Source organism: Vicinamibacterales bacterium, from assembly GCA_036496585.1.
Lineage (GTDB): Bacteria > Acidobacteriota > Vicinamibacteria > Vicinamibacterales > 2-12-FULL-66-21 > JAICSD01.
Map to the genome: position 1 here is coordinate 29,105 of DASXLB010000039.1, position 20,582 is coordinate 49,686.

The following is a 20,582-nucleotide window of genomic DNA, read 5'->3' on the forward strand; positions in this document are numbered from 1 at the left end:
CGCGCGTGAGCCGGCAGACGGTGCGCCGGTACTGCTTGGTGACGCGCCGTCAGCGTGCCGCGAGGCCGCGGTTCTTGATCATCGGCTCGATCTGCGGATCGTGACCGGCGAAGTCGCGGAACATCACGCCGAGATCGAGCGTGTTGCCGCGTGAGAGGACCAGGCGCCGGAAGCGGTCGCCGTTGGCGCGGGTCAGGCCGCCGTGCGCGTCGAACCACGCGGCGCAGTCGTCGGCCAGCATCTGCGTCCAGAGATAGGCGTAGTATCCGGCGGCGTAGCCGTTGCCCCAGATGTGCAGGAAATAGCTGGAACGGTAGCGCGGCGGCACCTGCGGCAGATCGACGTGGGTCCTGGCAAGCGCGGTCTTCTCGAACGCGTCGACGTCCTGAAGCGGCGCCTTCGGATCGAGCGAATGCCACTCCATGTCGAGCAGCGCTGCGGAAATCAGCTCGGTCATGTTGTAGCCGGCGTTGAAATCGCGCGCGGCCAGGATCTTCTCGACCAGCGCCTTTGGCATCTTCTCCCCGGTCTTGTAGTGAACGGCGTAGTGCGCCAGCACCTCCGGGTTCAGCGCCCAGTGCTCGTTGAACTGCGACGGGAACTCGACGAAATCGCGCGCCACGCTGGTGCCCGACAGCGTCGGATAGCGCTGGTCGGCGAAGAAGCCGTGCAACGCGTGGCCGAACTCGTGGAACATCGTCACCACGTCGTCGGCGGTCAACAGCGCCGGCGCACCGGCCGCAGGCTTGTCGAAGTTGGCGACGTTGTAGATGACCGGCCTCGTCTCGAGCAGCTTCGACTGGCCGACGAAGTTGTCCATCCAGGCGCCGCCGTTCTTGTTGTCGCGCTTGAAGTAGTCGGCGTAGAAGAGCGCCAGCGGCGCGCCGCTCGCGTCGTTGACCTCGAACACCCGGACGTCCTTCTCGTAGACGGGCAGATCCGTGCGCTCTTTGAAGGTCAGCCCGTACAGCTTGTTGGCCGCGAAGAAGACGCCGTCGGTGAGGACGCGATTCAGCTCGAAGTACGGCTTGATCTGCGATTCGTCGAGGTCGAATGTGGCCTTGCGAACCTGTTCGGCGTAGTGGTCCCAGTCGTACGCTTCGACCTGGAAGCCGCCGTGCTGGGAGTCGACGAGCGCCTGCAGGTCGACGGCTTCGCGGCGCGCGCGCGCGGTCGCGGCGGGCGCGAGCTTGCCGAGAAACTCGTCGACCGCCGCCGGCGTCTTGGCCATCTGGTCCTGCAGCTTCCAGGCGGCGAAATTCGGGAAGCCGACAAGCGCCGCCTGCTGCGCGCGCAGTTGCGCCAGGCGCGAGATGGCGGCGCGCGTGTCGTTGGCGTCGCCGTGTTCGGCGCGCGTCCACGAGGCCTCGAACAGGCGGCGGCGGGTGTCACGGTTGTCGAGCGACAGCAGCGGCGGCTGCTGCGTGGTGTTCTGCAGCGTGATCAGCCATTTCCCGTCCAGGCCGCGTTCCTTCGCCGCCTGCGCGGCACCGTCGATCTCCGCCTGGCTCAGTCCCGCGAGCGCCGCCGGCGTGTCGAGGACGACGGCCCCCGCCTTGGCCGCGGCGAGCAGCTGGTTGGTGAATTTCGTGCCGAGCGTCGCGTCCTCCTGGGTCAGCTTCGCGAGGACGGCCTTGTCGGCCTCCCCCAGCTTCGCGCCGGCGAGAATGAAGTGCTCGTGGTACCACTCGACGAGGCGCAGCGCCTCGGGGCTGAGCTTCAGCGCGGCGCGCCGGCCGTAAATCGCCTCGACTCGGTTGAACAGCTTCGCGTTCAGGAAGATCTCCGACTGGAGCGACGCAAGCTTCGGCGCCACTTCCTCCTGCGTCTTCTGCAGCGCGTCGTTGGTGTTGGCGCCCGTGAGGCCGTTGAAGATCATCTGCACACGCGTCAGCATCTGGCCGGTGCGCTCGAGCGCGTCGATCGTGTTGTCGAAGGTCGGCGGCGCGGCGTTGCCAGCGATCTTCTGGATCTCGGCACGCTCTTCCTTGATCCCGGCCTCGAGCGCCGGGAGGAAGTCAGCGTCCTTTATCTGGTCGAACTGCGGCGCATGGAAGGGCAGGGTGCTCTTTGACAGCAAAGGATTGGCGCGCTCCTGGCCATGGATGAGGCAAAGGCTGGTGCCGGCCAGCACGGCGGTCACCAGCAAGCGGCGGGTGGACTGCATCCTGCCATTTTCTCCGATTCCCGCGCGCCCGGGGGTCGGTAGAATCGGCCCGTGCCCGGACACCAGTGCTACCACTGCAAGCAGTTCGTCGCGGAGGGGGCGCCGCACGATTGCTGGACGACGACGGAAGCGGCGCTGACGATGGAGTTGACGTCGGATCTCCGGGACGCGTGGGAACGGCTGCGGGAGTCGGCCGTCGAGCTCGGCGAGCAGCGCATCTACGCGTCACACAACTCGATCATGTTCTCGCGCAAGGCCTGTCACTTCTTCGTGCGGCCGAAGCGCGCGTTCCTCGAGCTGACGGTCTTTCTCGGGCGCGCCGTGATGGCGCCGCAGATCCAGCGCGTGCGGCAGAGCTCGCGCACGAAGTGGACGCATGTCATCCACATCCGCCATCGCGACCAGGTGGAGGCGCCCCTCACCGACTGGATGCGCGAGGCCTACGACCTGGAGGGAGCGAAGGCCGCGACCCAGGCGACGGCCAAGCCTGTGCCGCGCGCCGCGGTGAAGTCCGAATCGGGAAGGCCGTCGGTCAGGAAACGGCGAAAGGGTAGCGCGTCACGTGGAAAAACCCGGGCGCCGCGAACGGCAGCGCGTCGATCCGGTCGAGCCCCCCGCCGTGGGCGGGGATGAGCGTGCCCGGTAACTGGCGGACTATGCTGTCCCCCGGGAATGGCGGAGGAAGACCCGACGCTCGTCGACGAACAGCGCGTCATGGCGCGCGTGACGCGGCGGTTCGTACCGCTGGCCTTCATCTGTTACGTCGTCGCTTATCTCGACCGCGTCAACGTCGGGTTCGCCGCCGGCGAGCTGCAGCGCGATCTCGGCTTGAGCGCTACAGCCTATGGTGTCGCGGCGGGCCTATTCTTCCTCGGCTACTGCGTCTGCGAGGTGCCGAGCAACATCATCCTCGAGCGCATCGGCGCGCGCCGCTGGATCGCCCGCATCATGATCACCTGGGGACTCGTCGCGATGGCAACGATGTTCGTGCGCGACGCGCGGACGTTCATGATCGCCCGCGTCCTGCTGGGCGTCGCCGAAGCCGGCTTTTTTCCCGGCATCGTGCTTTTCTTCACCTACTGGTTTCCGGCATCGGAGCGCGCGCGCACCGGCGCGTGGTTCATGACCGCCTCGCCGATCGCCGTCATCGTCGGCGCGCCGCTGTCGACGTGGATTATGCGGCTCGACGGCGCGTCGGGCCTGCACGGCTGGCAATGGCTGTTTCTCATCGAAGGCGTGCCCGCCGTGATCCTTGGCGTCGTGGTGCTGGCGACGCTGACGGACCGGCCGGAACAGGCGCGCTGGCTGGCGCCGGAGGAGCGCGCCTGGCTGGCGAGGCGGATGGCCGGCGATCGGGCGGCGCGCGAAGGGACCGACCGGGCGGCGGCCGTCGACTTCCGTCACCCGGCTCTCTGGCTGTTGTGCGCCGTGTTCTTTCTCAACTCGATCGTCAACTACGGCATGTTCCTGTGGCTGCCGAAGCTGCTCGCCGACGTCACGCACATGAAGGGCTTTGCGCTCAGCCTCACCACGGCGGTGCCCTTCGCGGCGGCGCTTGCAGCGATGGTCGTCGTGGCGCGCATCTCGGATCGGAGCGGCGAGCGCCGCCGCGTCGTCGCGGCCTGCGCGCTCGTGACGGGCGTCGGGCTGGTCGTCGCGGTGCTCTTCCAGCGGCAGACGCTGCTGCTCGTCGCCGGGTTTGCCATCGCCCAGATGGCGTTGCGATCGCTGGCTGGCGTATTCTGGGCGCTCCCGCCGGAGCGGCTCGGTCCGCGGGCCGCCGCCGTGGGTATCGGATTGATCAACGCCGTCGGCGGCGTCGGCGGCTTCATCGGGCCGGCGCTGATCGGGGTGCTGCTCGACGCGACCGGCGGCTATGCCGGCGGCCTGCTCGCGCTGACCGGCGTCCTCCTCGCCGAGGCCCTGGTAGCCCTCCAGATATGACCATGACATCGACACCGCCGCGCCGGACCGGGATGGGCCTGAGCGCCGACTCCTTTCAGTCGATTCGTTTCGCTTCGCCGCAGCGGCTGCTCGCCGCCGACCGGCTGATGGAGCTGTCTGCCTCGCTCGGCATGGCCGGGGCGCACGGCGGCATGCCCGACATCAGCTTCGAATGGGCGCGCCACACCCGCGAGATCAAGGAACGGCTCGGCGCCTACCTCGAGATCCAGACGTTTCTGCCTCGCGACGGCGAGGATCCGGCGGTGTTCGAGCACGCCGTGAAGGTGGCGAAGGAGGCCGGCGCGTCGAGCCTGCGCGCCGTGTGCCTGCTCGGGCGGCGCTACGAGATGTTCGAGTCGCTCGCGGCGTGGCAGGCGGCGGTGGCGGCTTTCCACAGACAGATCGCCGCGGCGGTGCCGATTGTCGAGACGCACAGGATGCGGCTCGGCATCGAGAACCACAAGGACTGGCGCGTCGATCAGCAGGTCGCGCTGCTGAAGCAGTACAGCAGCGAATACGTCGGGGTGACGCTCGACACCGGCAACAACCTGTCGATCCTCGACGACCCCGAGGAGACCGTCGAGAAGCTGGCGCCATGGACGTTCAACACCCACTTCAAGGACATGGCGGTGGAGGAAACCGACGACGGGTTTCTCATGTCCGAGGTGCCGCTGGGCGAAGGGATGCTCGACCTGCCGCGGATGGTGAACGCGATCCGGTCGGCGCGGCCCGACGTCCACTTCTCGCTGGAGATGATCACGCGCGATCCACTACGGGTGCCGTGCCTGACCAAGAAATACTGGTCGACGTTCGACGACGTCCCGGGTGTGGACCTGGCGCGTTTCCTGACGCGCATGCGCGGCTGCCGGCCGCGTTCACCGCTGCCGGCGATCAGCGGGCTGACCGACGAACAGCGCTACGCGCTCGAAGTGGATCTCGTCGATCGCTCGATTGCCTTCGCGAACGCGCACCTGAGCCTGTAGCGTCGCGATCGTTTCGAGTCGGCTACTGCAGGCCGCCGCGCACCGACGTGATGCGCTGCGTGTTGAAGCCGAGCCAGTGCATGCGCCCGACGTAGCGCGCGTGCTCGACCTTGATGCAGCGATCCATGATCACCGTGAGGCCGCCCTCTTCGGCGATCCTGGCCCCTTCCTCGTTGATCACGTTGAACTGGCACCAGAGTGTCTTCGCGCCGATCTGCACCGCCTCGCGGGCGATCGCCGGCAGCGCTTCGGGCGCGCGGAACACGTTGACGATGTCGACCGGCTCGGTGATGTCGGTCAGGGCGTTCCGGCTCGGCTCGCCGAAGACGTCCTTCTCGCGCGGATTGACCGGGATGACGCGGTAGCCGTGCCGCCGCAGGTAGAAGCCGACGAAGTGGCTGGCGCGCAGCCGGTTGCCCGACAGCCCGACGATGGCCACGGTACGTGAGGTGTGGAGCACGCGCTGGATCGTCAGCGGATCCTGGTAGCGGGTGAGGTCGAAGGCGGTCATCGCGCGACCTCCGCCGCGGCGGCGGCACGGGCAAACCCCTGCCGCAGATCGCGGATCAGATCGTCGATCGACTCGATGCCGACCGAGAGGCGGATGGTTCCAGGGCCGACCCCGGCAGCCCGCAACTCCTCGTCGCTCAACTGCCGGTGCGTGGTGCTGGCCGGATGGATGATCAGGCTCTTGGCATCGCCGACATTGGCCAGATGCGACCAGAGCGTCACGCCGCGGATGAAATCCTGGCCGGCGTCGCGGCCGCCGCTGCAGTCGAACGAAAACACGGCGCCGGCGCCGAGCGGCAGGTACTTCTGCACCAGCGGGCGGTAGCGGCTGTCCGGCAGACCCGGATACGTCACGTTCGACGCGAGCTCGTGCGACGCCAGGAACGCGGCAACCGCGGCGGCGTTCTCGACGTGGCGCGCCATCCGCAGCGACAGCGTCTCGAGCCCCTGCAGGAACAGGAACGCGTTGAACGGGCTCATCGCCGCGCCGAGATCGCGCAGCGTCTCGGCGCGCAGCTTCATCAGGTAGCCGTAGGTTCCGAACGTCTCGTGGAACTGCAGCCCGTGGTACGCCGGCGACGGTTCGGCGACGACCGGAAACCGCCCGTTGGACCAGTTGAACTGACCCGACTCGACGACCACGCCGCCGATGCTGGTGCCGTGGCCGCCGATGAACTTCGTCGCCGAGTGCACGACGATGTCGGCGCCCCACTCGATCGGCCGGCAGAGGTACGGCGTGGCGAACGTGTTGTCGACGATGAGCGGAATGCCGTGCTCGTGTGCGATCGAGGCGACCGCCTCGATGTCGAGGACGTTGCCGGCCGGGTTGCCGATCGCTTCGGCGTAGAACGCCTTGGTGTTGCTCCGGACCGCCTCCCGCCAGGCCGCCGGATCGTCGGGGTTGACCCACGTCAGTTCGACGGAGAGCTTGCGCAGCAGGTGCTTGAGCTGATTCACCGTGCCGCCGTAGAGCGCCGCCGACGACACGACGTGATCGCCGGGCATGAGCATGGTGAAGAGCGCCGCCGCCTGCGCCGCGATGCCGCTCGCGAACGCCACGGCGCCGCAGCCTCCTTCCAGGCTGGCCACGCGCTCCTCGAACACCGCCACGGTCGGATTCATGATCCGCGAGTAGGTGTTGCCGTACTCCTGCAGGTTGAAATACGCCGCCGCCGACTCGGGATCCTCGAACACGTAGCTGGTCGTCTGATAGATCGGCACGGCGCGCGCGCCGGTATTGGGATCGGGACGCTGGCCGGCGTGCACCTGCCGCGTCTCGAAACCGAAAGGGCGGAGATCGTCCATGACGGATGTGCTCCTACTCTGCGAGGAACGCCTGGATGAGAGGCGTCTGGCGTGCCTCTTCCAGCAGGAAACAGTCGTGACCGTACGGCGCGTCGATCACCTGCACGTCGACGCGCTTGCCGGCGGCGCGGAGCGCGGTGGCGACCGCCTCGGAATCCGCCGGCGGATACAGCCAGTCGGAGCTGAACGCGATGAGCAGCGTCCTGGCCTGGATCGGCCGCACGGCCGCGGCCAGACTGCCCCCCCCGTGCTGCCGCGCGAGATCGAAGTAGGAGAGCGCCCGCGACATGTACAAATAAGTATTGGCGTCGAACCGCTTGACGAACGTGTCGGCCTGATACCGCAGGTAGCTCTCGACCTCGAATTCCGGCTGCGTGAGCGTGTAGTGAATGTCGGGGCCCGACTGCAGCCGGCGCGCGAACTTGGTCTGCAGCGCCGGCGCCGACAGATAGGTGACGTGCCCGATCATTCGTGCCACGCCCATGCCGGCGTTCGGCGAACGGCCGCTGCCGTAATAGTGTCCGTCCTGCCAATCGGGATCGGTCACGATCGCGTGGCGCGCGATCGCATTCCAGGCGACTCCCTGCGGCTGCAGCGCGTGCGTGCTGGCGATCGGCACGATCGCCCGCACCTGCCCGGGATAGGCGACCGCCCATTCGAGCGCCTGCATGCCGCCGAGTGATCCGCCCGCGACCGCGGCGAGCTCGTCGATGCCGAGCCGGGTGAGAAACGCCCGCTGCGCACGCACCATGTCGGCGACGGTGACGACCGGAAAATCCGATCCGTACGGTCGTCCGGTCTCCGGATTGATCGACCACGGCCCGGTCGTGCCGCGGCATCCGCCCAGCAGATTGGTGCTGACGACGAAGTAGCGGTCTGTGTCGAAGGCCTTGCCGGGCCCGATCATCCCGTCCCACCAGCCGAGCCCCTTGCCCCGGCTGCCGTCGCGCTCGTCGGCGCGGAATCCGTCTCGCGTGCTCTCGGTCGGGGCCCGCGCGGCGATGCCGGCGGCGTGCGCGTCGCCGCTCAGCGCGTGGCAAACCAGGATGACGTTGTCGCGCGCCGCCGACAGGCGCCCGTACGTTTCGTAGGCGATGCGCACGCCGCCGAGCGTGCGGCCGCAGTCGAGCGGCAGCGGCTCGGGCAGATCCAGGAATTCAGTGTCGACGGTGCCGACCGAGCCCGCCGCGGCTCCGGGGGCTCGCATGGCCATCAGTAAATTCTAATCTCATCCGAGGGGCTTTGCCCCTCGGACTCCCCTGCACGCTCTCTGGCTCGCCGCTTCGCCGGCTCGCGCCGTTCGCGTGGCTCACTCGCGCCGCTCGTTCGCGCGCCGAGGGGCTGTGACGCTCGGACTCCGGTCCACGCGGTCTGGCTCGCCGCGTCGCCGGCTCGCGCCGTTCGCGTGGCCCGCCCACCGCTTTCGCTCGCGGTGTATGATTCGAAGCTTCCCCGGTCCGGAATGGGATCCGTTTTGCTGCGAGGAGGCTCATATGGCTGCGTCGAGCGTGAACAATGGGGTCAACGTACAGGCACTACTGGACGCCCGGGAAGCGCTGAAGGCGGCTCCGGCGGCGACGAAGTTCATGTGGAAGGCGTCGTCGAAATGGCAGAACGGCACGCATAGCCGCACGACCATCCAGGGATTCCACGGACTCGGGCAGGACCAGTCGCACAAGCGCGAGTTCGCCTTCGATGCCGACCACCCGGAAATCTTTGCCGCCAACGACAACGGCGTGACGCCGGTCGAGTTCCTGCTCGTCGGCCTCGCCAGCTGCCTGACCGCCGGCATCGCCGCCGTCGCGCAGAACCGCGGCATCCAGATTCGCTCGATCGAAGCCGACGTCGAGGGCTCGATGGACATCCAGGGCATCCTCGGCATGGATGCCGACGTCCGCAACGGCTACGACGGCATCAAGGTGAAGTTCAAGATCGACGCCGATGCCTCGCGGCAGGACATCGAAGCGCTGGTGGCGCAGTCGCAGAAGCGCTCGGCGGTCTACGACGCGATCGCGAACCCGACCAACGTCACCGTCGAAGTGCTGTAACCGGCGCGGCTCCCGCGCTCCGATTCCCACGATCGGAGCACCGCCAGGCCGAAGGTGCCGAACCGGCGGTGGCTTCGCGCGTCGTCGGGAGTTGGGACTTGGCCCTTGTCAGCTGAAATCGTCACCAGCGTCGTGATCGGCGCCGGCCACGCCGGGCTGGCGGCGAGCCGCGGCCTGACCGACCGCGGGATCGATCACGTCGTGCTCGAGCGCGGCGAGGTGGCCAACTCGTGGCGGCGCGAGCGGTGGGATTCGCTGCGGCTGCTGACGCCGAACTGGCAGGCACGGCTGCCCGGTTTCCGCTACGAGGGCCCCGACCCCGACGGCTACATGACGGCCGCCGATGTCGCTGCGTTCATCGAGCGCTTTGCTGCCGCATCCGCCGCTCCCGTGCGCACGCTGACCGAGGTGAAGTCGCTGCGCCAGGAGGGCGACCGCTACCGTGTGACGACGACGACCGGCGAACTGCGCTGCCGGACGGTGATCGTCGCGAGCGGGGCGTGCAACGCCGCCAGCCTCCCGGCCTGCGCAGCAGACACGCCGCCGGCGCTCGTGCAGTTGAGCGCGTTTCACTACCGCAACCCGTCGCAGCTGCCCGAGGGCAAGGTCCTGGTGGTTGGCGGATCGGCGACCGGCGTCCAGCTTGCCGACGAGATTCATCGATCCGGCCGCCCCGTCACGCTGTCGACAGGCGAGCACGTGCGGATGCCGCGTACCTACCGCGGCCGCGACGTGCTGTGGTGGATGGAGGCGTCGGGCCTGTGGGACCAGCGCTACCAGGAGATCGACGATCTCGCTCGCGCGCGAAGCCTGCCGTCCCCGCAGCTGGTCGGGACGCCCGAGCGGGCCACCCTCGACTTGAACGCCCTCATGCGCGCCGGGGTCGAGATCGTGGGACGCCTCTCGATGATCCGCGACGGGCGCGCGCTCTTCTCTGGAGGACTGACGAACGTCTGCGCGCTCGCCGATCTGAAGATGAACCGCCTGCTCGAGACGTTCGACGCGTGGGGAGAACATCGGAACGTCGAGGCCGGACCGCCGGAGCGCTTCGCGCCCACCCGCGCGCCCGATGCCTCGCGGCTCTCGATCGATCTGCTCGGCGGCGACATCCGCAGCGTCGTCTGGGCGACCGGCTTCCGTCCGGAGTACGGCTGGCTGCACGTGCCGGTCCTCGACGCCAAGGGCCGGCTGCGCCACGACGGCGGCGTCGTCGTGGCGCCCGGCTTGTACGCGGTCGGACTGCCGGTGCTGCGTCGCCGCAAGTCGAGCTTCATCCACGGCGCCGAAGACGACGCGCGCGACATCGTGGCCCATCTTGCCGCCTACCTGGATTCCGCGGCCGGCGCCGCGCCGACGAGCGGGAACGGCCGGTGACCGCCGCGTCGGCCGGCCGTCCGGCGCGCTACTTTTTCTCGGGCATCAAGACGACCTTCACGTAGCGGCTGGCATCGAGCTCGCGCTGCGCCGCCTGCTGAATGTCGTTGCTGGTCAGCGCCCGGATCTGGGCCGGCACGTCGAGCGCCTGCGCCACTGCGGCGCCGTCGCCGTCTTCATAGGTCCGCGCGATCAGCTGCAGGAAGTAGCGGTTGTCCTGGCTGTTGGCTTCGTACTCGCGCAGCAGCGGCTCGCGAACCAGTCCCATCTGCCGGCCGTCGAAGCGCGTGCTCTTGACGAACTCGATCTCCTGAAACACGCGCTGTACCAACATGTCGGTGCGCGCCGGATCGCACGTCCACTCGATGCGCACGGTGTATTCCGGACGCGGCAGCTTGTCGGCGTCGGGCGCCGCGGTGATGCTGTAGGTGCCGCCCAGCTCCTGGCGAATCGTGTCGAACAGGCGCGACTGCAGCAGCATCGTCATGGTGCGCAGGCCGAGCAGGTGCTGCAGGTCGTAGTCGAACGGGCCGGAGAAGACGATCGCGACCTGGCTCTTCGGCGCGATCCCTTTCTCGACAGTCTTCTCGACGACCTTCGCGGGCGGATGGATGCCGAGGTCGCGCCAGGTCTCGTGCGTGTTGGTCGCCGGCAGGCTGGCGACGTAGGTCTCGACGAGCGGCTTGATCGTGTCGATGGTGAAGCTGCCAACGAACACGAACGTGAAGTTGCTCGCGTCGGCGAAACGCGCCTTGTAAAAGGCGAGGGCGGTGTCGAGATTCCATCGATCGACGCTGGCCGACGTCTCGGGCTGACGGCGCGGGTGGTTGCCGCTGACCGCCGCATCGACGGTCTGGTTGAACACCACGTCCGGACTGGCCTGCTGGTTGGCGAGCAGGCTGCGCGCCTGGGCGGCCATCGACGCGAATGCCGTCGGATCGGCGCGCGGCTGCGTGAAACGCAGGTGCAGCAGCTGGAACAGCGCCTCCAGATCCTGGGGCGTGCTGCCGCCGCCCATCCCTTGGTCGATCTCGTCGATGAACGGCTGCACGACGACGGCCTTGCCGTTGAGCAGCTTGTCGAGCGTGACGGCGTTGAACTGTCCGGCGCCGCCCGCCGCGATCACGCTGTCGGCGGCGCGGGCCGACGGAAAATCGGCATCGCTCGCCAGTGACGTGCCGCCCGGCGCGAACGCGCGGAACAGGATCTGGTCTTCCTTGAGCGTCGTCGGCTTGAGCACGACGGTGGCGCCGTTCGAGAGCTTCCATTCGGTCACGCCGGCGTCGGCGCGCTGCACGGTGCCGGTGATCGAGCCGGGCTTCGGCGGCGTCTCCATCAGCGTCTGTCCGGACGCCGTGTCGACCCAGGGCTCGAGCTTCTGGGTGGTCGCGGCTCTGACCGCGGCTTCGAGCTGCGTCTGCGTCGGCAGCGTCACGCCGGCCGCATCCGGTGCCGACACGAGCACCAGCCGGTTGCGCTCGGGGAACCAGTCGGCGTTCAGCGCATTGATCTCCGCCAGCGCGACCTGCGGCATGAAACGGCGATGGAACGCGAGCTCCTGCCAGATGGTCGGCAGCGCCTCGTTCTGCAGGAAGTTGCGCGTGTACTCGTCGGCGCGGCTCGGCGACTCGCGATCGGGGCTTTCGGTGACGACGCGCTCGTAGGAGAGCATCATCGCCTGCTTGGCGCGCTCGAGCTCGCTTGCGGTGAAGCCGAAGTGCGACACCCGCTGCAGCTCGGTCACCAGCGCTTCGAGCCCGCGGGCGACGCCGTCGCTGGCGACCAGCGCCTGGAGCAGGGCTTCGTCTCTGGTGCGGATCGTCGGGAACAGCGCTCGATCGGCCGCGGCGCGCAGGAACGGCGGATTGGCGTTCTGCGACACTTCGTCGAGCCGCGAGCCGAGCATCGCGGCAAACAGCTGGTCGAGCATGATGTCGCGATAGCCGCCGACCGAGCCCTGGTTGCGGGCCGGCCGCAGATTCGAGACCTGCACGACGGTGGAGGTGTTCTCCTTGTCGGTGACGAATGCGTAGCGGGTGCCCGGCCGCTCGGTGATGTCGTAGGTCGGACGCGGCCGCTCCGGCGACGGGTTGCGCAGCGTCGAGAAGTGATCGCGGATCATCTTGACCGTCGCGTCCCGATCGACGTCGCCGACCACGATCACGGCCATCAGATTCGGGCGGTACCAGTCGTGGTAGTAGCGCACCAGCGCGGCGCGCGTCGCGGCCTCGATGACCGCGGGATCACCAATCGGAGGACGGTCGGCGTAGCGCGTGCCTTCGAGCTCCACCTTGCGAATCCGCTCGCCGACCCGCTCGCCGGCGCCCAGGTGCATGCGCCATTCCGACAGCACGATGCCGCGCTGACGATCGATGCTGCTCTGGTCGAAGGTGGCGGCGCCGGCCCAGTCCTCCAGAATCAGCAGTGCGCGGTCGAGCACCCCCGCGGTCCCGGTTGGCACGCGCAGCGTGTATTGGGTGTCGTCGTAGCTCGTCGCGGCGTTCGCGTCGGCGCCGATGCTCAGGCCGAGGTCGCCCAGGAAGTCGTTGATCGCCTGGCCGGGAAAGTTGCGCGTGCCTTCGAACTGCATGTGCTCGACGAAATGCGCGAGCCCCCGCTGGTCGTCGTCTTCGAGCACCGACCCGGCTTTCACGACGAGCCGCAGCTCGGCGCGCTTGGGCGGCTTGGCGTTGGGCCTGACGTAGTAGCGAAGCCCGTTCGGCAGCGTGCCGACTGCCGCCTCCGGATCGACCGGCATCAGCTGGTTCAGCTGATACGAGGCGACTGATTCCGCCGACGTCTCGCGCCGCTGCGCGGCCGGCTGACCGGCGACCAGCCACGCGGACGAGAGGATCAGCAGGGTGAAGACAGGCACGCGGACCCGAATGCGCATACCCCCGATCCTATAGGAAGACCTCGGCCGCACCGCGTTGGTCGATCCTCTGTTCGTATTGACAGGGGCGCCTGTCCCCGGCCGCGCGCCGGCCCCTTTTGCGGCATGATCCAGTCATGTCCGCCGATCGCTACGTCGTCTTTGCCAACCTGCACGAATCGGGCTGTTTCGTGATTCCCAATCCGTGGGATATCGGCACCGCCAAGGTCCTGGCACAGCGCGGCTTTCCGGCGCTCGCCACGACGAGCTCGGGGTCGGCGTGGTCGATGGGACACCGCGATCACGGCGTGCCGCTCGACGAGACGCTCGCGCACCTGGCGATGATCGCCGGCAGCGTCGACGTGCCGGTCAACGCCGATTTCGCGGGAGGATTTGCCGACGCCGCCGACGCGGTGGGGCGCAACGTCGCGCGCGCGGTGGGGACGGGCGTGGCGGGACTGTCGATCGAGGACTCGACCGGCGATGCGGCGGCGCCGCTCTTTGACTTCGATCTCGCGGTGGACCGTATCCGTGCCGCGCGCGCGGCGATCGAAGCGTCGGGCCGCCGCGTCATGCTCACCGGCCGTTCGGAAGGGTTCATCGTCGGCCGTCCGGATCTGCGGGAGACGATCCGTCGCCTGGTTGCGTACGCCGAGGCTGGTGCGTCGTGTCTCTACGCGCCGGGGCTCGCGTCGATCGACGACGTGGCGGCGGTGGTCGCCGCCGTGGCGCCACGGCCGGTGAACGTGCTCGCGCGCTCGACCTTCAGCGTCCAGGATCTGGCGCGGGTCGGCGTGCGCCGGATCAGCGTCGGCGGCGCGTTCGCGCGCGCCGCCTGGACGGCGTTTCTCGACGCCGCACGCGAGGCCGCCGAGCACGGCACGTTCACCGCCCTCGCGCGCGCCGTTCCCGGCGGCGAGATCGACGGGCTGTTTTGACGCCGCTCAGCGCTTGAGGCCGAGGGTGCGGATGCGCTTGTGGAGAGCCGTCCGCTCGACGCCGAGGAGGCGCGCGGCACCGGCGACGTTCCAGTCGGTTTCCTCGAGCGCGCGGCGGATGCGATCGCGTTCGGCGCCGTCGCGCACCTCCTGCAGCCCCGCCGCCGGACGCGACGGAGACGGCAGCCGCAGTTCGAGCGGTACCGCGTCGACCGTCACCCGATCGCCGGCCGCCATGATCGCCATGCGCTCGACGACGTTGCGCAACTCACGGATATTGCCCGGCCAGCCGTAGCCCTCGAGCAGCGGCAGCACGTCGGGGTCGAGCGTCTGCGGCCGGACATTGTTGCGCGCGCAGAAGTCCGCGAGGAAATACACCACCAGCTCGCCAATGTCCTGAAGGCGCTCGCGCAGCGCCGGGACGCGGATCGGGAAGCCATTCAACCGGTAATACAGGTCCTCGCGAAAGCGGCCCGTGGCGACCAGCTCCTGGAGATGACGGTTCGTTGCCGAAATCACCCGCGTGGCGACGCGGATCGGCTGCTCCCCTCCGAGCCGCTGCACCTCGCCGTCCTGCAGCACGCGCAGCAGCTTCGCCTGCGACGCTTCGTGCAGATCGCCCACTTCGTCGAGGAAGATCGTGCCGCCATCGGCGAGCTCGAAGCGGCCGCGGCGCAGCCCCGTCGCGCCGGTGAACGCCCCCTTCTCGTGTCCGAAGAGTTCGCTTTCGATGAGATCGGTGGGGATCGCGGCGCAATTCACTTTCACGAACGGGCCGCCGGCAAACGGGCTCTCGCGATGCAGGTGCGCCGCCAGCAATTCCTTGCCGGTCCCTGATTCCCCCGAGAGCAGCACGGCGACGTCGGACCGCGCAACGCGCGACGCCTGCTGCACCGCCTGTTCGAAGCAGGCCGCCGACCCGATCATCCGCGGCGCCTCGCCGACCAGCTCGCGATACCGCTGGTTCTCGCGCTGCAGGCCGGCCAGCTCGATCGCGTGCTTGACGACGAGCAGGACGCGATCGCGGGCGAGCGGCTTCTCGAGGAAGTCGAAGGCGCCGATGCGGGTCGCCTCGACCGCGTCGGCGATCGTCGCGTGGCCGGAAATCATCACGGCAACGGCGCGCTCGTCATCCTGGCGGATGGCGCGGAGCAGATCGATGCCGCTGCCGTCCGGTAGCCGCACGTCCAGCAGATAGAGATCGGGACGCGGCTGACCACGCAGCCCGCGCAGCGCCGCGGCCGATTCACAGACCGTGACCCGGTAGCCCTCGCCTTCGAGAATCAACCGCAGCGATCGGCCGATGTTCGGCTCGTCGTCGACGATCACGATCTCGCGCTTGCGGTGCATGCGCCGGCCTACTCCGCGGCGGCGTCGGCCGCCGGCAGCGTGACGCGGAAGGCCGCGCCGCCCAGTTCGCCCGGGACACGCGTCACGTCGCCGCCGCACAGGACCGCGTTCTTCTTCACGATCGAGAGGCCGAGGCCCATGCCGTCCTTCTTGAAGGTAATCGTCGGCTCGAACAGCGTCGCCAGCGCGTCGGCGCTGAGACCGGGACCGGAATCGTGTACTTCGATGGCCACCCGGCCGTCGACGGTGGTCGTGCGCGCCACGATCGAACCGCCGGCGCCGGCCGCCTCGGCGGCATTCTGCAACAGGTTGGTCAGGATGCCTTTGACCAGATCCGGCGCGGCGTCTACGCGCGGGTGGCGGCCGTCGAGCTGCAGCAGGCACGACGTCTCTGGATGCACCGGCCGCAGCAGCGCGGCCCGCTCGGTCACGAGCGCGTTGATGTCGATGATCTCCGGCGCCGCCGGCGGCTCTCCGGCGAATTCCGAGAACGCGCGCACGCGGCGCTCGAGCGATTCGATCTCGCTGATGACGATCTGCACCGCGTGATCCACGAACGCGCGATCGGCGGGATGGCGCGCCTGGATCTCCTCGACGGTCAGCCGGATCGGCGTCAGCGAGTTCTTCAGCTCGTGAGCGGTCTTGCGGGCGAGCGACTGCCAGCTCGCGATTCTCGTCAGGTACACCAGCCGCTCCCGGCTGTCGGCCAGCTGGTCGGCCATCGCGTTGAACGCCGCGACGGCCATCCCGACTTCGTCGCGCGGCGGGCCGGCCGCCTCGAGGCGCCGCGACCAGTCGCCGCCGGCGAAGTCGGTCAGTGCCGCCGTCAATTGCTGGATCGGACGGCTGATGCGGTGTGCGATCACGGCCACCGGAACGAGCGACACCAGCCAGACCGCGCCGATGAGCGCGAGCAGCGCCAGCGTGAAGCCGCGATGCAAATCGCGCGCGTCGAAGTCGTTGACGATGCGCCGGGTCTGACCGAGTTCCACCGACAGGTCTTCCATGCGGATGCCGCCAAGGTCGCGAGTGTACATCTCGACCCCGCCGCCGGCCCGTCGCAGGTACTCGACGCGGCCGCCCCCCGGACCGGCGATGCCGACGCGATCGGCGTCGCCGCCGTCCCAGAAGGCGCGGATGTCAGGCGGCCACCCGTCCCGCGCGCCGGCGTCGTAGCGGATCGGCGCGATCCGCCCGCCGGCGACATCGTCTTTGAGCGCCGCGCGCTCGCGCTGGTAGAACTGCTTGCCGGTCGTCTCCAGTGTGCGCGCCAGATGATCGAGCTCGCCGGTCGTCGCGTACCGGAGACTGCGATCGAGCAGGGTCGTCGTGATCAGGACGGTCGCCGCCAGCGGCAGCAGCGTCGCCGCAAGAAACGCCGTGATCAGCTGGTGGCGGAGTCGGTTCATCGGAGGCGGAAGGGCCCTCCTTCGAGCGCCCGCGCCGGTGCGTCGGTCTTGCGCCGTCGACTCAGTACGTCGATCAGCCGCTGCAAGGTCAGGCCGCTGTCGTCGGAATCCTGCGCGCCGTCGCCGTCCAGTATGCGGTAGTCGAGGCGAATCCAGAACCGCTGCGGATCGACGCCGCCCAGCGAGGCGATCGGGACCACGAGCTTGTCGAGGCACCAGGTCTCGGCCGCCGCCGCCGTCAGATGCGAGACGGAGGCCGGAGCCGCGCCGGCCGTGGCCACCGCGAACCGCTCCTCCCAGAGATCGTAGCTGATCGAACAGACGCGGCGAACCGCCGCCGCGGCGTTGCGCGCCGGCGCCGGCAGCACCAGCGCCGTCAGCTCGACGCGCACGGTTCGCCCTTCCTTCACGCGCGCCAGCGGCTCGCCGGTGAGAAACGACCAGTCGTTTGTCCGCAGCGTGACCGTGTCGCCGGCGATCGCGATGGCCAGCCCCTGGGCGTCCGCCGGCTCTGGCTGCGACAGCAGCAGCGCCAGCACGGTCAGCGCGAGGGCCGGGCCTTTCACCACCGCAGCCTGGTTTCCGACACCCGGATGCCCATGGTGAAGACCGCGGTGACGGTATCGGTGTTGAGCGGGAAGCCGATCGTGGCGAAGACGGGTCCCGCGGAGAGCTCGAGCCCGGTCGAGACGCGGGCCCGACGATCCGCAGGCCGGTCCCAGACGGATCCAACGTCGAGGAACACGGCGAGTCCCGAGTAGCCGTACTCGACCGACGCGTAGTACATCCGGCTGCCGCCGGCCGGATCGATCGCGTACTTGTCCCATCCACGCAGGGTGCGCGTGTCGCCGAGCGTGAACCGTTCGAACAGCGGCGCCTCGCCGCTGATGTGGCCGGCCATGCCGGTGAGCGTGGCGTGATGACGCCGGTGGTCGTAGCCGTACGCCGCCTGGAACAGGTAGCGGTCGTAGACCAGATCGCTGTCGAGCGTCCGCGTGCCGGCGCGAAGCTGCATCTGCGCGTCGACCTGTTGCGACCGGCCCTTGTCCCCCCATTGCCGCCGATAGTCGAGTCCGGCAATCGCTGCGTTGGCCGCCGTCGATCCCTTCAGCGGCGCGATCGGCTCCAGCTCGGTAATCCCCACGCCGGCCGAGACGCTCAGCTCCGGCGTGAACGCGAAGCGAATCAGCGGAGTGACCGTCGCACGCGTGTCGTAGAGAGCGGGCAGCGACGGATCGGCCGCGATCGCGGCGACCGTCCGATCGCGCCAGTCCGAGTCGAACCACGACCACTCGAGACTGGCGCCGAGCCGGCGCGTGCCGAGTCGCCGTGTCTCGAACCGGACGCCGCCCCCGCCGTACTCTTCCACGAGGTCGTCGGCATCGTCGAACGCAAGGATCGGCGTAAAGCGGATCTCGCGGCTGCCGATCCCCAGATCGAGGTAACTGCCCCACCCCTGGTCCGAGTGGAACACCGCATTCGTCCGCAGCGGCTGATAGCGGAGCCACAGCGGTTCTTCCAGCCGCCTCGCTTCGTAGACGACCTGGATCCGGCCCGGCTCGGTGCCGCGCTCGATGCGCCGCGTGACGGTGTAGCGCGGCACCTCGTGCTCGAGCCGCTCCTGAAGGCGGTCGGCTTCGGCGGAGTCGAGCGGCTTGCCGACGAGCGTCTGCAGATCGTCGCGCAGCGCCTTCGAGACCGCGTCTTCGGGAAAATCCTGCAGATCCACTCGCTCGACGAGATAACGCGCGTTGACGTTCTCGTCGGCGCGCGTCTCACCGCGCAGGCCGACGATGAAAATGACGCGGGCGCTGCCGCCGGCGTCGAGCACGGCGCGCGTCGCCGAGACATGCCGCGGCCGTTCGCCTTCGATCCGCGCCGCCAGCTCGTCGAGCCGCTCCTGTTTCAGCTGGGTGCCGACGAGCGCGCGGATGTCACGGCGCAGGCCCGGGCTCAAGCGGTCGATGTCGAAGCCGCTCACGTCGACGGCGCTGATGAGGGTGCCTTCGACCGCCGCGGCGCGCTGGTCCGGCGCCGCCTGCGGTCCCATGGCGAGCAGAGAGAGGAGCAGAGCAATCATTCGCATGCCCGCGCATATGAGCAAGGGGCTTGCCCGCGCGCAAGTGCTTTCAGACTCGGAGGATAGTGGATTCTACCGCGTGCCCGCGCGTCACACCTGTGCGTCCGGCGCCACGAGACCCCGGTCCGCGAGGGCTTCGACGAGTCCGAAGGCGTCGCCGGTCGTGGCGGCTGCTGCCTTGATCGTCATCCGGTTGCACAGGAACCAAATTACGGTGCGACGCCGGCGATGTATCGTGAAGCTTCAGGGGGCGTGATGAGCCGTGCCGGTACGCGAATCGCTCTTGGTCTGGCGCTGCTTACGGCGCCGCTCTCGGCCCAACGGGCGCCAATCGCGCAGCAGTTGGCGTTTGCTCCGTACCATGCCAGCGGGATTTACGCCGTCGGCGAGACCGTCGGCTGGACCGTGACCACAGGATCGACGCCGCCTGCCTATCGCTACCGCTGGACGATTCGCCGCAACAACGCGGTGGTGCTCAAAGAGGGCATCCTCGATCTTTCGAGCGGCAGGGACACGATCGACGTCGTCGCCGATCGACCCGAGATGGTCTATGTCGCGATCGACGCCTACGCGGAGCTGGCGGCGGCGCCCACGCCCTCGGGTGAGCCGCCGCGCTTCACCGGCGGTAACACCGGACGCGACACGGGGTTCTACGCTCTCGGCGCGGCCGTCGCACCGACCGGCATCGGCGTGTCGGTCCCGCCGCCATCCGACTTCGACGGGTTCTGGGACGGCAAGCTCGCCGAACAGGCCAGGCTTCCGATCAATGCGCAGCTGACGCCGGTGCCGACCGACGTCGCGGGCGTCACGCTGCAGGCGTTCCAGCTCGACGCGCTCGGCTCCAGCGCGCACGGCTACCTCGCCAGACCCGCAGCGGAGGGCAGGTTTCCCGCGGTGATCCAGCTCCAGTACGCGGGCGTCTATGCCTTGAACGCCGCCGCCGTCGCACGGCGTGCGGCCGAAGGGTGGCTGATTCTCGACGTCGATTCGCACGACAAGCTCCCGTCGGATCCGTCGGGCAACATCCCGCGTGGCTACCAGGCGGTCGGCAACACCGATCGGGAGACGTCCTATTTTCTGCGCATGTACCTGCGCGATTCGCGCGTGCTCGACTACCTGCTGACGCGCCCCGACTGGGATGGGAAGACCATCGTGCTCATGGGCGGCAGCATGGGCGGCCAGCAGAGTCTGGCGCTTGCCGGTCTCCGCCCGGATCGGATCAGCGCTGTCGTGGTCTGCGTGCCCGCCGGCGCCGACTCCAATGGCGATCGTCACGGCCGCAGGGCCGGCTACCCGAACTGGCCGTTCGACAATTCCGACGTGATGAAGACGGCGCTCTACTTCGATACCGTCAACTTCGCGCCGCGCATCAAGGCGCCGGTGATGGCCGGCGTCGGCTTCATCGACACGATCTCGCCGCCAGCCGGCGTGTGGACGATGATCAACCGGATTGGCGGACCGGTCGAGGCGCTACCGATGATCGAATCCGAGCACGACAACCTGACCCCCGAGAAGGCGCGCGCGTGCTCGCTCCGCACGGCGGAGATACTCGACGACCTTGTCCACGGCGGTACCTTCGCGCCGCGCGGCCGCGAGTGAGGG

At 68.8% G+C, this 20,582-nt stretch carries 16 protein-coding genes; 7 read left to right on the forward strand and 9 right to left on the reverse strand.

Features of this window, described 5'->3' with window-relative positions:
* Window positions 1-49 precede the first annotated feature (49 nt).
* A complete protein-coding gene (dcp, locus tag VGI12_12445) occupies window positions 50-2,167 on the reverse strand; it encodes a peptidyl-dipeptidase Dcp (protein ID HEY2433476.1) in 2,118 nt (705 codons plus the stop codon).
* Window positions 2,168-2,218: 51 nt separating this feature from the next.
* Between dcp and VGI12_12450 the strand changes: the two genes are divergently transcribed.
* From VGI12_12450 to VGI12_12460, 3 genes are read left to right on the forward strand one after another with little or no spacing between them, the layout of a single operon-like run.
* On the forward strand, window positions 2,219-2,800 hold the full coding sequence (locus VGI12_12450; GenBank protein HEY2433477.1) for a DUF5655 domain-containing protein: 582 nt from the start codon (window positions 2,219-2,221) through the stop codon (window positions 2,798-2,800).
* Window positions 2,801-2,839: 39 nt separating this feature from the next.
* On the forward strand, window positions 2,840-4,111 hold the full coding sequence (locus VGI12_12455) for an MFS transporter (GenBank protein ID HEY2433478.1): 1,272 nt from the start codon (window positions 2,840-2,842) through the stop codon (window positions 4,109-4,111).
* Between the two features lie 2 nt (window positions 4,112-4,113).
* Window positions 4,114-5,094, forward strand: coding sequence for a TIM barrel protein (locus VGI12_12460; GenBank protein HEY2433479.1), 981 nt, complete (start codon window positions 4,114-4,116; stop codon window positions 5,092-5,094).
* A gap of 22 nt (window positions 5,095-5,116) precedes the next feature.
* Here VGI12_12460 and VGI12_12465 read toward each other — a convergent pair whose 3' ends face one another.
* From VGI12_12465 to VGI12_12475, 3 genes are read right to left on the reverse strand one after another with little or no spacing between them, the layout of a single operon-like run.
* Entirely contained in the window at window positions 5,117-5,605 is a 489-nt protein-coding gene (locus tag VGI12_12465) for a CoA-binding protein (protein HEY2433480.1), read from the reverse strand.
* Window positions 5,602-6,909: an O-acetylhomoserine aminocarboxypropyltransferase/cysteine synthase family protein gene (locus VGI12_12470; protein HEY2433481.1), complete on the reverse strand. Its 1,308-nt coding sequence runs from the start codon at window positions 6,907-6,909 to the stop codon at window positions 5,602-5,604. The genes VGI12_12465 and VGI12_12470 overlap by 4 nt, the downstream gene beginning before the upstream one ends.
* Before the next feature lie 13 nt (window positions 6,910-6,922).
* Window positions 6,923-8,122 carry a homoserine O-acetyltransferase gene (locus VGI12_12475; protein ID HEY2433482.1) on the reverse strand — a complete coding sequence of 400 codons (1,200 nt, stop codon included), beginning with the start codon at window positions 8,120-8,122 and terminating at the stop codon, window positions 6,923-6,925.
* Window positions 8,123-8,402: 280 nt separating this feature from the next.
* Here VGI12_12475 and VGI12_12480 point away from each other — a divergent pair, with 280 nt between their 5' ends.
* Both VGI12_12480 and VGI12_12485 read left to right on the forward strand, forming a co-directional pair.
* Window positions 8,403-8,957, forward strand: coding sequence for an OsmC family protein (locus VGI12_12480; GenBank protein HEY2433483.1), 555 nt, complete (start codon window positions 8,403-8,405; stop codon window positions 8,955-8,957).
* A 105-nt stretch (window positions 8,958-9,062) separates the two neighbouring features.
* Complete coding sequence (locus VGI12_12485; GenBank protein HEY2433484.1) at window positions 9,063-10,331, forward strand: NAD(P)-binding domain-containing protein; 1,269 nt, start codon at window positions 9,063-9,065, stop codon at window positions 10,329-10,331.
* A gap of 28 nt (window positions 10,332-10,359) precedes the next feature.
* Here the strand turns inward: VGI12_12485 and VGI12_12490 are convergent, their stop codons facing one another.
* Window positions 10,360-13,224, reverse strand: a complete 2,865-nt coding sequence (locus tag VGI12_12490) for an insulinase family protein (GenBank protein HEY2433485.1) — start codon at window positions 13,222-13,224, stop codon at window positions 10,360-10,362.
* Between the two features lie 116 nt (window positions 13,225-13,340).
* Here VGI12_12490 and VGI12_12495 point away from each other — a divergent pair, with 116 nt between their 5' ends.
* The gene (locus tag VGI12_12495) at window positions 13,341-14,141 is read left to right on the forward strand and encodes an isocitrate lyase/phosphoenolpyruvate mutase family protein (GenBank protein HEY2433486.1); all 801 of its coding nucleotides are present in this window, start codon (window positions 13,341-13,343) and stop codon (window positions 14,139-14,141) included.
* A gap of 6 nt (window positions 14,142-14,147) precedes the next feature.
* Here VGI12_12495 and VGI12_12500 read toward each other — a convergent pair whose 3' ends face one another.
* From VGI12_12500 to VGI12_12515, 4 genes are read right to left on the reverse strand one after another with little or no spacing between them, the layout of a single operon-like run.
* Window positions 14,148-15,491: a sigma-54 dependent transcriptional regulator gene (locus VGI12_12500; protein ID HEY2433487.1), complete on the reverse strand. Its 1,344-nt coding sequence runs from the start codon at window positions 15,489-15,491 to the stop codon at window positions 14,148-14,150.
* Between the two features lie 8 nt (window positions 15,492-15,499).
* Window positions 15,500-16,900 carry a HAMP domain-containing sensor histidine kinase gene (locus VGI12_12505; GenBank protein ID HEY2433488.1) on the reverse strand — a complete coding sequence of 467 codons (1,401 nt, stop codon included), beginning with the start codon at window positions 16,898-16,900 and terminating at the stop codon, window positions 15,500-15,502.
* On the reverse strand, window positions 16,897-17,466 hold the full coding sequence (locus VGI12_12510; GenBank protein ID HEY2433489.1) for a hypothetical protein: 570 nt from the start codon (window positions 17,464-17,466) through the stop codon (window positions 16,897-16,899). The genes VGI12_12505 and VGI12_12510 overlap by 4 nt, the downstream gene beginning before the upstream one ends.
* Complete coding sequence (locus VGI12_12515; GenBank protein HEY2433490.1) at window positions 17,463-18,986, reverse strand: BamA/TamA family outer membrane protein; 1,524 nt, start codon at window positions 18,984-18,986, stop codon at window positions 17,463-17,465. The genes VGI12_12510 and VGI12_12515 overlap by 4 nt, the downstream gene beginning before the upstream one ends.
* A gap of 249 nt (window positions 18,987-19,235) precedes the next feature.
* Between VGI12_12515 and VGI12_12520 the strand changes: the two genes are divergently transcribed.
* On the forward strand, window positions 19,236-20,579 hold the full coding sequence (locus VGI12_12520; protein HEY2433491.1) for an acetylxylan esterase: 1,344 nt from the start codon (window positions 19,236-19,238) through the stop codon (window positions 20,577-20,579).
* The last annotated feature ends 3 nt before the right edge of the window (window positions 20,580-20,582 follow it).

Coding starts and splice junctions, on each gene's coding strand:
- VGI12_12520 (HEY2433491.1), top strand. CDS start 19,236: ATGAGCCGTGCCGGTACGCGAATCGCTCTTGGTCTGGCGCTGCTTACG.
- dcp (HEY2433476.1), bottom strand. CDS start 2,167: ATGCAGTCCACCCGCCGCTTGCTGGTGACCGCCGTGCTGGCCGGCACC.
- VGI12_12460 (HEY2433479.1), top strand. CDS start 4,114: ATGACATCGACACCGCCGCGCCGGACCGGGATGGGCCTGAGCGCCGAC.
- VGI12_12480 (HEY2433483.1), top strand. CDS start 8,403: ATGGCTGCGTCGAGCGTGAACAATGGGGTCAACGTACAGGCACTACTG.
- VGI12_12465 (HEY2433480.1), bottom strand. CDS start 5,605: ATGACCGCCTTCGACCTCACCCGCTACCAGGATCCGCTGACGATCCAG.
- VGI12_12505 (HEY2433488.1), bottom strand. CDS start 16,900: ATGAACCGACTCCGCCACCAGCTGATCACGGCGTTTCTTGCGGCGACG.
- VGI12_12500 (HEY2433487.1), bottom strand. CDS start 15,491: ATGCACCGCAAGCGCGAGATCGTGATCGTCGACGACGAGCCGAACATC.
- VGI12_12455 (HEY2433478.1), top strand. CDS start 2,840: ATGGCGGAGGAAGACCCGACGCTCGTCGACGAACAGCGCGTCATGGCG.
- VGI12_12490 (HEY2433485.1), bottom strand. CDS start 13,224: ATGCGCATTCGGGTCCGCGTGCCTGTCTTCACCCTGCTGATCCTCTCG.
- VGI12_12475 (HEY2433482.1), bottom strand. CDS start 8,122: ATGGCCATGCGAGCCCCCGGAGCCGCGGCGGGCTCGGTCGGCACCGTC.
- VGI12_12495 (HEY2433486.1), top strand. CDS start 13,341: ATGTCCGCCGATCGCTACGTCGTCTTTGCCAACCTGCACGAATCGGGC.
- VGI12_12515 (HEY2433490.1), bottom strand. CDS start 18,986: ATGCGAATGATTGCTCTGCTCCTCTCTCTGCTCGCCATGGGACCGCAG.
- VGI12_12470 (HEY2433481.1), bottom strand. CDS start 6,909: ATGGACGATCTCCGCCCTTTCGGTTTCGAGACGCGGCAGGTGCACGCC.